General features: G+C 68.5%; 8 protein-coding genes. 6 read left to right on the top strand and 2 right to left on the bottom strand.

Annotated elements, in window-relative coordinates; genetic code table 11:
* The first annotated feature begins 119 nt into the window (after positions 1-119).
* Positions 120-3,917, top strand: a complete 3,798-nt coding sequence (locus ACFWVE_RS12345) for a GH92 family glycosyl hydrolase (protein ID WP_384011692.1) — start codon at positions 120-122, stop codon at positions 3,915-3,917.
* Positions 3,918-4,024: 107 nt separating this feature from the next.
* Here the strand turns inward: ACFWVE_RS12345 and ACFWVE_RS12340 are convergent, their stop codons facing one another.
* Together ACFWVE_RS12340 and acnA are read right to left on the bottom strand one after the other, a co-directional pair.
* Complete coding sequence (locus ACFWVE_RS12340; RefSeq protein ID WP_384011688.1) at positions 4,025-5,116, bottom strand: lytic polysaccharide monooxygenase; 1,092 nt, start codon at positions 5,114-5,116, stop codon at positions 4,025-4,027.
* 364 nt (positions 5,117-5,480) lie between these two features.
* A complete protein-coding gene (acnA, locus tag ACFWVE_RS12335) occupies positions 5,481-8,213 on the bottom strand; it encodes an aconitate hydratase AcnA (RefSeq protein WP_384011684.1) in 2,733 nt (910 codons plus the stop codon).
* Between the two features lie 320 nt (positions 8,214-8,533).
* On the opposite strand from acnA, the gene ACFWVE_RS12330 reads away from it, so the two are divergent.
* From ACFWVE_RS12330 to ACFWVE_RS12310, 5 genes are all read left to right on the top strand, one after another.
* Positions 8,534-9,286, top strand: coding sequence for a TnsA-like heteromeric transposase endonuclease subunit (locus tag ACFWVE_RS12330; RefSeq protein WP_384011680.1), 753 nt, complete (start codon positions 8,534-8,536; stop codon positions 9,284-9,286).
* A 104-nt stretch (positions 9,287-9,390) separates the two neighbouring features.
* Positions 9,391-11,133: a Mu transposase C-terminal domain-containing protein gene (locus ACFWVE_RS12325; RefSeq protein ID WP_384011673.1), complete on the top strand. Its 1,743-nt coding sequence runs from the start codon at positions 9,391-9,393 to the stop codon at positions 11,131-11,133.
* 63 nt (positions 11,134-11,196) lie between these two features.
* Positions 11,197-12,198: a TniB family NTP-binding protein gene (locus tag ACFWVE_RS12320; RefSeq protein ID WP_384011765.1), complete on the top strand. Its 1,002-nt coding sequence runs from the start codon at positions 11,197-11,199 to the stop codon at positions 12,196-12,198.
* Positions 12,195-12,713 carry a hypothetical protein gene (locus ACFWVE_RS12315; protein WP_384011670.1) on the top strand — a complete coding sequence of 173 codons (519 nt, stop codon included), beginning with the start codon at positions 12,195-12,197 and terminating at the stop codon, positions 12,711-12,713. The genes ACFWVE_RS12320 and ACFWVE_RS12315 overlap by 4 nt, the downstream gene beginning before the upstream one ends.
* 260 nt (positions 12,714-12,973) lie before the next feature.
* Entirely contained in the window at positions 12,974-13,357 is a 384-nt protein-coding gene (locus ACFWVE_RS12310; RefSeq protein ID WP_384011666.1) for a DUF3592 domain-containing protein, read from the top strand.
* The last annotated feature ends 114 nt before the right edge of the window (positions 13,358-13,471 follow it).

Here is a 13,471-nt window from a genome sequence, read left to right as displayed (position 1 = left end):
CTCAACACCCTTGACACCATCCGTCACTTAGCCCACTACTGGTGCTTGCGCAGTGATTCTGACAACGTTGTCCAGCGCAGGGAGGGTGCTCGCGCATGCAACACGGAGTTCGGCACAGAATGCGGCTCAGATGGGGACCGGCGGTCGTCGCGACGACCGCCTTTGCCGTGGCGGCGGCCTCCCCGGGCGTCGCGGTCGCCCTGCCCGGGGCGCCCGCGAAGGCGGACCGGGAGTTCGCTTCGTCGTTCGAGGCCGGTGAACCCGCCCCCGACTGGCTGAACACCGTCGACACCACACGGGGCGGCACAAAGCGCGCCTCGGGTGTGGACGGCGGTTACAGCAGCGGCATACCGGGGAACGTCACCGACCACGTCACCGACGTGCGCGCCAGCTCGGAGAACGCGGGCGCCGGGGAGGTGAAGGAGAACCTCGTCGACGGTGAGCCCGGCAGCAAGTGGCTCGCCTTCGCGTCCACCGGCTGGGCCGAGTTCGACCTGGACGCCCCGGTCGAGGTGGTCCGGTACGCGCTCACCTCGGCCAACGACTTCGCCCCGCGCGACCCGCGGGACTGGACCCTGAAGGGTTCGGCCGACGGCGAGAACTGGACGACCCTCGACACCCGTTCGGGCGAGACGTTCGCGGAGCGCTTCCAGACCAGGATCTACGACCTGGACGCGTCGGCCGTCGCAGAGTACCGGCACTTCCGGCTGGAGATGACCAAGAACGGCGGGGCGGACGCGCTCCAGCTCGCCGACGTCCAGTTCTCCACCGGCGACGCCGAGGAGCCCGTCCCGCAGGACATGCTCTCGCTGGTCGACCGCGGCCCGAGTGGCTCCCCGACCGCGAAGTCGGGCGCCGGATTCACCGGAAAGCGCGCACTGCGTTACGCCGGCCGGCACACGGCCGACGGGCGCGCCTACTCGTACAACAAGGTCTTCGACGTCCATGTGAAGGTCGACCGCCGTACGGAGCTGTCGTACAAGATCTTCCCGTCGATGGCGGACGGCGACCTCGACTACGACGCCACGAACGTCTCCGTCGACCTGGCCTTCACCGACGGCACCTACCTGAGCGACCTGCGCGCCACCGACCGGCACGGCTTCCCGCTGACGCCGCGGGGCCAGGGCGACGCGAAGGTGCTGTACGTCAACCAGTGGAACAGCGTCGCGTCGGGGATCGGTTCGGTCGCGGCCGGCAGGACCGTCGACCGGATCCTGGTCGCGTACGACTCCCCCAAGGGCCCGGCGAAGTTCCGGGGCTGGCTGGACGACGTGTCCCTGAAGCCGGTGAAACCCGAGCGGCCGAAGGCCCACCTGTCCGACTACGCGGTGACGACCCGGGGCACCAACTCCAGCGGCGGTTTCTCGCGCGGCAACAACTTCCCGGCGACCGCCGTGCCGCACGGCTTCAACTTCTGGACGCCGGTGACCAACGCCGGTTCCCTGAGCTGGCTGTACGACTACGCGCGCGGCAACAACGCGGACAACCTGCCGACGATCCAGGCGTTCGGCGCGAGCCATGAGCCGAGCCCCTGGATGGGTGACCGGCAGACCTTCCAGGTGCTGCCGTCCGCCGCCTCCGGCACTCCGGAACTGGGCCGTGAGGAACGGGAGCTGGCCTTCCGGCACGAGAACGAGACCGCGCGGCCGTACTACTACGGGGTGCGGTTCGAGAACGGCCAGAAGGCGGAGATCGCGCCGACGGACCACGCCGCGGTCATGCGCTTCACCTACCCCGGCGACGACGCGAGTGTCCTGTTCGACAACGTCACCGGTCAGGCCGGCCTGACCCTCGACCAGGACAGCGGCACCTTCAGCGGCTACTCGGACGTGAAGTCCGGACTGTCCACGGGCGCCACCCGGCTGTTCGTGCACGGTGAGTTCGACAAGCCGGTGACGGACGGTTCCGCCGAGGGCGTCAAGGGCCATCTGCGGTTCGACGCGGGCAAGGACCGGACGGTCACCCTGCGCCTGGCCACCTCGCTGATCAGCGTCGACCAGGCGAAGGACAACCTGCGCCAGGAGATCCCCGAGGGACGGTCCTTCGACTCGGTCAAGCGGAGCGCCCAGCGGCAGTGGGACGAGCTGCTCGGCAAGGTCGAGGTCGAGGGTGCCACCCCGGACCAGCTGACCACGCTCTACTCGAGCCTCTACCGGCTGTACCTGTACCCGAACTCGGGCTTCGAGAAGGTCGACGGCGCGTACAAGTACGCCTCTCCCTTCTCGAAGATGACCCGGCCGGACACCCCGACGCACACCGGCGCGAAGATCGTGGACGGGAAGGTGTACGTCAACAACGGCTTCTGGGACACCTACCGGACCACCTGGCCGGCGTACTCCTTCCTGACCCCCTCCAAGGCGGGTGAGCTGGTCGACGGGTTCGTGCAGCACTACAAGGACGGCGGCTGGACCTCCCGCTGGTCCTCCCCCGGTTACGCCGACCTGATGACCGGCACCTCCTCGGACGTCGCGTTCGCCGACGCGTACGTCAAGGGCGTGGACTTCGACGCGGAGGCGGCGTACGACGCGGCCGTGAAGAACGCCACCGTCGTGCCCCCGTCGTCGGGCGTCGGCCGCAAGGGCATGGGGACCTCGCCCTTCCTCGGCTACACCGGCACCGAGACGCACGAGGGCCTGTCGTGGGCGCTGGAGGGCTACCTCAACGACTACGGCATCGCGCAGATGGGCAAGGCCCTCCACAGGAAGACCGGTGACAAGCGCTACGAGGAGGAGTCCGCCTACTTCCTCGACCGGGCCCAGGAGTACGTCAACCTGTTCGACTCCGAGGCCGGGTTCTTCCAGGGGAAGAGCACGAAGGGCGACTGGCGCGTCGAGTCCTCGAGGTACGACCCTCGCGTGTGGGGCCACGACTACACCGAGACGAACGGCTGGGGCTACGCCTTCACCGCCCCGCAGGACAGCCGGGGCCTGGCCAATCTGTACGGCGGGCGCGACGGCCTCGCGGACAAGCTCGACGAGTACCTCGCCACCCCGGAGACGGCCTCCGCCGAGTTCGTCGGCTCCTACGGCGGGGTCATCCACGAGATGACCGAGGCGCGGGACGTCCGGATGGGCATGTACGGGCACTCCAACCAGGTGGCCCACCACGCCCTGTACATGTACGACGCGGCCGGGCAGCCCTGGAAGACGCAGAAGAACGTCCGTGAGGTGCTGTCGCGGCTCTACACCGGCAGCGAGATCGGGCAGGGCTACCACGGGGACGAGGACAACGGCGAGCAGTCGGCCTGGTTCCTGTTCTCCTCCCTCGGCTTCTACCCGCTGGTGATGGGCAGCGGCGAGTACGCCATCGGCTCCCCGCTGTTCAAGAAGACGACCGTGCACCTGGAGAACGGCCGCGAGCTGGTCGTCAAGGCGCCGAAGAACAGCGCGAAGAACGTGTACGTCCAGGGTCTGAAGGTCAACGGCAAGAGCTGGGACAAGACCTCGCTGCCGCACTCGGTGCTCGCGAAGGGCGGGGTCCTGGAGTTCGACATGGGCTCGCGGCCGTCGTCGTGGGGCACCGGCAAGAAGGCGGCGCCCGTGTCGATCACCCAGGACGACGAGGTGCCCACGCCCCGCGAGGACGTGCTGAAGGGCGAGGGCGCCCTGTTCGACAACTCCTCGGCGACCGGCGCCACGGTGTCCACGGTCGACCTGCCCGTGAGCGGGGAGACGAAGGCGGTCCAGTACACACTGACGTCCTCGGAGCACGCCGGGGCGCCCACGGGCTGGGTTCTGCAGGGATCGTCGGACGGCACGACGTGGAAGACCCTCGACGAGCGGGCGGACGACACGGACGCCTTCCGCTGGGACCGGCAGACACGGGCCTTCTCGGTGGACAAGCCGGGGACGTACGGCCACTACCGGCTGGTCCTCAGCGGTGAGGCGGCGCTGACGGAGGTGGAACTGCTGAGCTGAGCCGCGCCGGAGCTGAGCCGCGCCGGCCTCGCGGCGGGAGGCGGGTCCGGGCCGTAATGGCCCGGACCCCCCGTCGTCGTGTCGCGGGTGTCGCGGGTGTCGCGGGTTCAGCCGACCCGGCAGGGCAGGCTCGTTCTGCTGTCGCCTCCGGAGCCGGAGGTGACGTAGCCGAAGGTGGCGCTCTCCCCCGGATCCAGCGCACCGTTGTAGTCGACGTTGTGGACCATGACGTCCTGGCCCTGATAGGTGGCGTTGCCGCTCCACAGACTGTCGACCCGCTGGCCGTCCGGGAGGGTCCAGTCGACCATCCAGCCGAGCATGGGGACGTCACTGCTGTTGGTGACGGTCACCTGGGACTGGTAGCCGCCGTTCCAGCTGCCCGTCGTGCTGCGGGTGGCGGTGCACTGGCCGGGAACGGGCTCGGTCGGCGGGTTGCCGGGCTCCTTGATTCCGGTCACCTCGCCGTTGCCGCCGTCGAAGACGACGTCGGAGCAGGAGTAGAAGGTCTCCGCGCTGTCCGAACGCTGCCAGACCATGTAGACGATGTGGCGGCCCGACTTGCCCTCCGGAAGCTGCCCGGTCCAGGAGTAGTTGGCGTCGACGGTGCCCGGGGACCCGTTGAGCGGCGGGTGGTCGACGGAGAGGAACGGCTGCTCCTCCATGTCGTCCCAGGTGAGGGTCTGCGTCGGGTCGAAGCCGTCCTTGGTGATGTACACGTAGAACCAGCCCGGGTGCGCGGCCCAGGCGTTGTAGGAGAAGTCGACGGTGGCGCCCGAGGTGAGGTGGGTGAGCGGCCAGTCGTCGCGTGGCTGGTTGAAGCCGGTGAAGCTGGAGTTGCCGCCGCTGCACAGCTGCCCGTCCGGCACGAAGCCGTCGGTACGGCCGGCGCCGTCGGAACGCAGTACGGAGAACCAGTTGTAGAACGGCGTGGTGCCGCTGACCTGTGCGGCGGCCTTGCACGCCGGGTTGACCGGCTTGATCTCACCGGTGGCGGTCAGCCCGTCCTGCCAGCACAGGAAGGTGCGGCTGGCGGGCTTCATCGGCGTCCCGTGCGCCTCCGCCTCGCCGCCCGCGGTCATGACCAGGCCGACGGCGGGGATGGTGGCGAGGAGGGAGACGAGGACCAGGAAGAGGGCTCTGGCGCGGGTGGGGAGCGTGGGCCGGGACGCGGTTCCGCCCCTCGTTCTTGTCGAGATCATGACACACCTGTCCGTCGCTGCGGGTGCTACGGGTCACGGGTCGTGCACATGTGCGCGTGCGCGGTGCGCGGTGCGCGGTGCGCGTGCGGTTGCACCGCGCACGCGGTCGCACGGGTACGCGTGGGGCCGAGCGAGATGGGAGCATCCTGCGGCGGGTTCCGGTCCGACGAAGGATGGGAGCGCTCCCACCTCACTCGTACGGGGAAGGTAGCGCCGCGGGCTCCGGTTGTAAACGGGTGGCGCAACGAGGACCGGCGCGAAGGGCGGTTACGAGCCGTTCCCCCGCGGGGACGGGACCGGGCCCGACGACAGGGGCCGCACCCCGTCGGACGGGGTGCGGCCCTCGACTGTCCCGCGCTACGGCTTACTTGCTGATCAGGCTGCGCAGCACGTACTGCAGGATGCCGCCGTTGCGGTAGTAGTCCGCCTCGCCGGGGGTGTCGATGCGCACGACCGCGTCGAACTCGACGCCGGTGTCGGTGGTGACCTTCACCGTGCCCGGGATGGTGCCGTTGTTCAGCTCGGTGACGCCGGTGAAGGAGAAGGTCTCCTCGCCGGTGAGGCCGAGCGTCTCGGCGGTGTGGCCCTGCGGGAACTGGAGCGGCAGGACGCCCATGCCGATGAGGTTCGAGCGGTGGATGCGCTCGTAGGACTCGGCGATGACGGCCTTGACGCCGAGCAGCGCGGTGCCCTTGGCGGCCCAGTCGCGGGACGAGCCGGAGCCGTACTCCTTACCGGCCAGGACGACCAGCGGGATGCCCTGGTCGATGTAGTTGCGCGAGGCGTCGTAGATGAACGACACCGGGGCCTCACCTTCGGCGGACCGCGTGAAGTCGCGCGTGTAGCCGCCCTCGGTGCCCGGCGCGATCTGGTTGCGCAGGCGGATGTTGGCGAACGTACCGCGGATCATGACCTCGTGGTTGCCGCGGCGGGAGCCGTAGCTGTTGAAGTCGCGGCGCTCGACGCCGTGCTCCGTGAGGTACTGGCCGGCCGGGGTGTCGGCCTTGATGGCACCGGCCGGGGAGATGTGGTCGGTGGTGACCGAGTCGCCGAGCTTGGCGAGGACGCGGGCGCCGGAGATGTCCTCGACCGGGTCCGGGTCCATGCCCATGCCCTCGAAGTACGGGGGCTTGCGGACGTAGGTGGACTCGGTGTCCCACTCGAAGGTGTTGCCGGTCGGGATCGGCAGCGCCTGCCACTGGGCGTCGCCGGCGAAGACGTCGGCGTAGGACTTGGAGAACATGTCCTCGCCGATGGTGTTGGCGACGACGTCGTTGACCTCGGCCTCGGTCGGCCAGATGTCCTTCAGGAAGACGGGGTTGCCGTCCTGGTCCAGGCCGAGGGACTCGCGGGTGATGTCCACCGTCATCGAGCCGGCGAGGGCGTACGCGACGACCAGCGGCGGGGACGCCAGGTAGTTCATCTTGACGTCGGGGTTGATCCGGCCCTCGAAGTTGCGGTTTCCGGAGAGGACCGAGGTGACGGCGAGGTCGTGCTCGTTGACGGCCCGGGAGACCTCGTCCGGCAGCGGGCCGGAGTTGCCGATGCAGGTGGTGCAGCCGTAGCCGACCAGGTTGAAGCCGACCTTGTCGAGGTACGGGGTCAGGCCCGCCTTGTCGAAGTAGTCGGTGACGACCTTGGAGCCCGGGGCGAGGGTGGTCTTGACCCACGGCTTGCGGGTCAGGCCCTTCTCGACCGCCTTCTTCGCCACCAGGGCGGCGGCGACCATGACGTACGGGTTCGACGTGTTGGTGCAGGAGGTGATGGCGGCGACGGTGACGGCGCCGTGGTCCAGGTCGTACTCGGTGCCGTCGGGGGCGGTGACCTTCACCTTGTTGCTGGGGGCACCGTTGCTGATGGCCGGGGCGTCGGAGGCGGGGAAGGACTCCTTGCTGGCCTCGTCGACGTCGCCGCCGTCCTTGACGTAGTTGCGTACGTCCTGGGCGAACTGGGCCTTGGCGTCGGCGAGGACGATGCGGTCCTGCGGGCGCTTCGGGCCGGCGATGGAGGGCACGACGGTGGACAGGTCCAGCTCGAGCTTCTCGGAGAAGTCCGGCTCGGCCTGCGGGTCAAGCCAGAGGCCCTGCTCCTTGGCGTACGCCTCGACGAGGGCGACCTGCTGGTCGCTGCGGCCGGTCAGGCGCAGGTAGTTCAGCGTCTCGTCGTCGATCGGGAAGATCGCGGCGGTGGAGCCGAACTCCGGCGACATGTTGCCGATGGTGGCGCGGTTGGCCAGGCTCGTCGCGGCGACGCCCTCGCCGTAGAACTCGACGAACTTGCCGACGACGCCGTGCTTGCGCAGCATCTCGGTGATGGTCAGCACCAGGTCGGTGGCGGTGGTGCCGGGCGTCAGCTCGCCGGTCAGCTTGAAGCCGACGACGCGCGGGATCAGCATGGAGACCGGCTGGCCGAGCATGGCGGCCTCGGCCTCGATGCCGCCGACACCCCAGCCGAGGACGCCGAGGCCGTTGACCATGGTGGTGTGCGAGTCGGTGCCGACCAGGGTGTCGGGGTAGGCCTTGCCGTCACGGGTCATGACGACACGGGCCAGGTGCTCGATGTTCACCTGGTGGACGATGCCGGTGCCGGGCGGGACGACCTTGAACTCGTCGAAGGCGGTCTGGCCCCAGCGCAGGAACTGGTAGCGCTCCTTGTTGCGGCCGTACTCGAGGTCGACGTTCTGCTTGAACGCGTCGTTGGTGCCGAACTTGTCGGCGATGACGGAGTGGTCGATGACCAGCTCGGCCGGCGCCAGCGGGTTGATCTTCGCCGGGTCGCCGCCCAGCTCCTTGACGGCCTCGCGCATGGTGGCGAGGTCCACGACGCAGGGGACACCGGTGAAGTCCTGCATGATCACACGGGCCGGGGTGAACTGGATCTCCTCCGACGGCTGGGCCTGGGAGTCCCAGGAGCCGAGCGCACGGATGTGGTCGGCGGTGATGTTCGCGCCGTCCTCGGTGCGGAGCAGGTTCTCCAGCAGCACCTTCAGGCTGTAGGGAAGGCGTGCGGCGCCCTCGACCTTGTCCAGCCGGAAGATCTCGTACGACTCGTCGCCCACCTGCAGCGTGCTGCGGGCGTCGAAGCTGTTCGCCGACACGACAGTCTCCTTCATTGATGTGCGCGTACCACCACACCGCAAACCCTTTGCGGCTACCGCCGCGTGGTGCCGCCACTGCCCCTCGACGGATCCGCTAAGGTAAGGCTAAGTTAGGCATCCCTTACCGGACTGCGGCGACTGCGGTGCACCTCGGCAGATATCTCGATGTCGAGATAACCCTAATACACGACGGCCGAATGGTCATGCGCGGGCCCGCTGTCCGCTGTCATCCAATCGAGGCGTTTGACAGCGAACCCAGCCGTTTCGGCTTCCTTGCCAGCGAACCTAGTCGTACGAGGGGACGTACTGGGGGGTGCTGGGTGGCCGTACCGGTCGGGGTGGAACTTGCGGAGCCGTACGTCGAGCTGTCGTACGTGGATGCTGTGCGCGCGTGTCGGCGGCGGCCTCTGCTGGACTGCGTAACGGCTCGGTTCGAGGACATGCCCGCGGTACGGCCGTTTCGCTGGTCGCGCGGTGAGCGTCACTTCCCGGGCTGGTACTGGGCGGCGACGACCGGGCGGCACGTCGGTTTCGAGTCGTGGATGGAACGGGACCGGCTTGTGCTGATGGACTTCGATCCCGGAGTGGTGGGGATCGCCTCGCAGCCGTTCTGGTTGCATTGGCATGACGGCGAGCGTGAGCGCCGGCACGCGCCGGACTACTTCGTGCGCCGCACGGATGGCTCGGCGGTGGTCGTCGACGTCCGTGCCGATGAGCGGATCGAGCCAAGAGACGCGGAAGCGTTCGAGGTGACGCGCCTGGCCTGCCGTCAGGCCGGGTGGGACTTCGAGCGGGTCGGGGTTCCGGAGGAAGTGCTGCTGGCGAACGTGCGGTGGCTGTCGCGCTACCGGCATCCCCGGTGCCGGCGTGGGCCGGTCGTGGACCGGCTCCGGGAGGTCTTCGCGATACCGGTCCCGTTGATGGCCGGCGCGGATGCGGCCGGTGACCGGCTTGAGACGCTCCCCGTCCTGTTCCATCTCCTCTGGTTGCGCGAGCTGACCGCTGAGGGCCTGGCGGGCGGGCTGCTGGGGCCGTCCACCGTCGTGCGCCTGGCGGACGGAAGTGTTCGGTGATGGGTGCCGGGGAAGAACGGCGGGTGCCTCCGTCGGCCAGGATCGCGGAGTTCCCGCACACCGCTGCGGAACAGGCTCGCTGGTGGGAGAGGCACATTCTGGAGGTGCTGGACGGCTTGCCGCCGGATGCTCCTGCGGGGACGGTGCCGCGCCCGGAGTTCGACCCGGAACGGAACTCGCTGGCTCAGCGGGAGCGGGCCAAGGCTTCCGAGCTGACGGCAGCCGGGCACCCGATGACGGCCAGCGGCGTCAAGCAGCGGCGCCAGCGCTATCAGCGGGACGGGCTGGTCGGACTGGCCGACGGCCGGGCGGCCAAGCAGATGCCGTCCTTCGGCCGGGTGGCTCCGGCGGTGGTCGAGGCGATGCAGCAGGCGATCGGCGAGACAGCCGAGGCGTCGTCGAAGACGATCGGCTTCGTGGTCTGGCGGGCGACGCAGATCCTGGCCTCCCGTGAGGACGCGCAGGACATCGAGGTTCCCTCACAGCGCACGCTCTACCGGCTGTTCGACAAGCTGGCGGCCGGCACTCACGCGACGGGCTCGGCGACCACGCGCCGTTCGGTGAACGCGCGTCCGGCCAGACCGTTCGGGGAGGTGCCGGCCTGCGCGCCGGGCGAGTGGATGCAGATCGACTCCACACCGCTGGACGTCCTGGTCCGGCTGGACGACGGCATTGCCGGCAAGGTCGAGCTGACCGCCATGATCGACTTGGCGACCAGATCACTGGCCGCCGCGGTGCTGCGGCCGACGACGAAGGCCGCCGACGCCTCCGCCCTCCTGGCCCGGAGCATCACCCCCGAGATGATGCGTCCTGGCTGGCCGGAAGCTCTTCGGATGTCGAGATCGGTGCTGCCGCACCGGCGGCTGACGGCCTTGGACGAGCGGCTGGAGCACGCGGCTGGAAGACCCGTGATCGTGCCGGACACGATCGTCTGTGACCACGGCAAGGTCTTCATCTCGAACAACTTCCGCGCGTCCTGCCGCTACTTGGGCACCAGCCTCCAGCCGACGCACAAGGCGTCGCCCTTCGAAAAAGGCGCGATCGAGAAAACGCTGGGTTCGGTGGCAACGCTGTTCGCGCAGTTCGTCGCGGGTTACACCGGACGGTCGGTGGACCGCCGGGGCCGGGGCCTGGAGAACGGACCGCTGTGGTCCCTGCCCGAACTCCAGGGCCTGCTCGACGAGTGGATCATCATCTGGCAGAACCGCCCACACGACGCACTGAGGGACCCGGACTCACCGAAGCGCGCTTTCACGCCGAACGAGAAGTACGCGATGCTGCTGGAGTCGTGCGGCTACGTTCCGGCCCCGTTCAGCGGCGCGGACTACGTCGAGTTGCTGCCCGAACGCTGGCAGGCGATCAACTCCTACGGCATCCGGATCAACCACCGCACCTACGACGACGCCGAGCTGACCCCGTTGCGCCGCCAGCACTCCGGGGTGGCGGAGAAGAAGGGGCTGTGGGAGATCCATTACGATCCCTGCGACGTCTCCCGTGTCTGGGTACGCGACCGCCGCAGCGAGCCTGCCCGGTGGATCACGGTGTTCTGGAAGCATCTGCACCGCGTCGGCGTCCCGTTCGGCGAGATGGCCTGGGACCACGCCCGCGAACAGGTCCCGGGCGGGACCGAGGAACAGATCGCCGATGCCGCCGCTGCCCTGCTGCGGCGGGCACACGACGGACCAGCACCGGAAGGACCATGCGACGAAGCGGTCCCGGCGCGTCGCCGCGCAGACCCGGGCCACTGCCTCCGACCGGCCGGTCCCCGATCCGCCCACCGCCGAAGCAGTTCAGGACGATCAGGCGGACACCGAGTCGGCGAAGGTCATCCCGCTGGGCCTGTTTGATCCGCTCGCCAACCCCTGGAGGCGTCCGTGACCATCTCCGAACCCGCAGCCCGGCCGACTTCTCTGCGGGAGGCCGATGCCGAGACCAACCGGCAACTGACGACCCTGGAGGGATGGCGGAAGTTCACTGCGGGCCCGCCCCAGCCCCCGGTCCTGCTGACCCTCGCTGAGCTGGGCAAACTGTCTCCGGTCGAGCGGGCGCTCTATGACGAGGACCGGCTCGATCATCACGCCCGGATGCTCGTGGTCGCCACCTCGTTCGTCGAGGAGACGGTGGTCTGCGGCCGACGGCTGGTCCTGCTCAACCGGCACGCGATCAGCGCTCGTCGCGGCCTGATGGTCTCGGGGCTGCCCGGCACGGGCAAGACCAGCGCCCTCACCCAGCTCGGGCTCGCCCACGAACTCCTCGACCGGGCCCGCCACCCGAACGTCGCCGACCGCATCCCAGTGCTCTACATCACCGTCCCGCCCGCGGCGACCGCACGCATGATCGCGGCCGAGTTCGCACGCTTTCTGGGTCTGCCAGTCCGGGCCAGATCAAACATGACCGACATCATCGAAGCGGTGGTGGGCGTCTGCACGGACACCCGCACCGGCCTGGTTCTGGTCGACGAAATCCACAACGTGTCGCAGGTCACACGGGCCGGTGCCGAGGTCTCCGACACCCTGAAGTACTTCTCCGAACGCCTCCCCGCGACGTTCGTCCACGCGGGCATCAACCTCGAAACCAGCGAACTGCTGGCAGGCACCCGGGGCGCCCAGATCGCGAGCCGCTTCACCCTCGTCCCCACCCGCCCGTTCCCCTACGGTGACGAGTGGAAGGGCCTGGTCGCGACCCTGGAGCAGACTCTTCTCCTGCACGACCATCCACCGGGCAGCCTGGTCAAGCTGGACCGCTACCTCCACAAACGAACTGACGGCATGATCGGCGCGCTGTCCCACGCGATCCGAGGCGCCGCGATCGACGCGATCCTCAACGCCACAGAACGCGTGACGAAGGACGGCCTTTACGCAGTCCCCCTGGACCACGCTGCGGAAAACCCGAAGAAGAACCAGCTGAAGTGACTCGCCCAGCGCCTGAGCTGCCCCACCGGCTGGCTCCACTGCCGGTTCGACTACGCCCCTGCGCCGACGAGATCACCGACTCCTACGTCCGCCGCCTCGCCCGCGCGAACCATCTCAAGCCGAGCTACCTGCACTGTTTCCTCAACGGACCGCCCTTCTGGTTCGGCAAGCCCCAACTCGCCCGTCTGGCCGCTGTCTCCGGACGCTCCGAGGAGTCCCTGGACCGGGCACTCGCTGACGCCAGCTCCCCACGCGGCCGCATGAAACCCAACCCACGCACATCTCGAACAGAGCTGTTCCCCGGCCAGCCCCATCTCCCCCTGCTCATCTACATCGACGCCCGCAGAGGTCACACCATTCAGGACCTGGCCCTACGGCACCAAGTCCCTCGACGTCTCGTCCGCCTCGTCCTGGACACCATGCAACCTCCTCCCCGAGGAGTCGACCGGAGCTATGGAGGCTTCGACAACGACCTCATCAAGGACATCCGGGCCATGGCAGATCAGGGTCTTTGAGAAGTCTCGAGGTGGGCGGTTCGCCTGCTGAGCGCTGAATGTGTCGATTTGTCGGCTTCTGTCGACAGCGACCTGGAGGCAGTGCAGGCATGATCACCAGCGGTCATGCCTGCACTGCCTCCGAGCCCTGCCCGGCAATGAGCTGACAAGCCATCACTTTCATTACTGAGCAGCAGGTGAACCGCCCGCTTCGAGACTCCTCAAAGACCCTGGTGCTTGGGTACCGTTCGTGGCTGCGCTGAACTCCAGAAAGGTCGGCAGTGGATTCGGACCTCGTGCACCTCATATTGGCCTTACTCGGTCTTATCGCCTTCATTTGGGTATTTCGGAAACGCCAACTGGTGCGGGCGCGCGGCGTGGAGGTGGACGCGCGCTGCTACGACCGTGAATGGCGAGGACAGGGCGGCCCCACGTTCCTCCTCAGCTTCCGGACGGAGGACGGACGCAAGATGACATGCTCAGCCACTGAGGGCGAGGTTCCTCCGGGCACTCGGGCCGGCGATACGGTCGTGGTTCGCTATGACCCGACGGAGCCTGGCCGTGTGGAGACCGTCATCGCCTCCCGGAGGCCGCTGTGGAAGCGAGGCGACCTGATCGGGCTGGTGTTGTTCGAGGTCGCTCTCCTGGTGGTCGCCCCGAGGTAAGGGAGCAGGGTCTTTAAAGGTCTCGAGGCGGGCGGTTCACCTATTGCTCGGCAATGGATGTGACGACTTGTCGGCTCGTGGCCGGGCAGGACCGGGGGGGCAGTGCAGGTATGA

The organism is Streptomyces sp. NPDC058632 (assembly GCF_042717095.1).
GTDB lineage: Bacteria > Actinomycetota > Actinomycetes > Streptomycetales > Streptomycetaceae > Streptomyces.
Note: the sequence above shows the minus strand (reverse complement) of the source record. Positions and strands in the feature narration are given on the sequence as shown.

What these genes read in the sequence shown, in the direction of transcription:
- ACFWVE_RS12345 (WP_384011692.1), top strand. Translation starts at nt 120, where the DNA reads ATGCGGCTCAGATGGGGACCGGCGGTCGTCGCGACGACCGCCTTTGCC.
- ACFWVE_RS12340 (WP_384011688.1), bottom strand. Translation starts at nt 5,116, where the DNA reads ATGATCTCGACAAGAACGAGGGGCGGAACCGCGTCCCGGCCCACGCTC.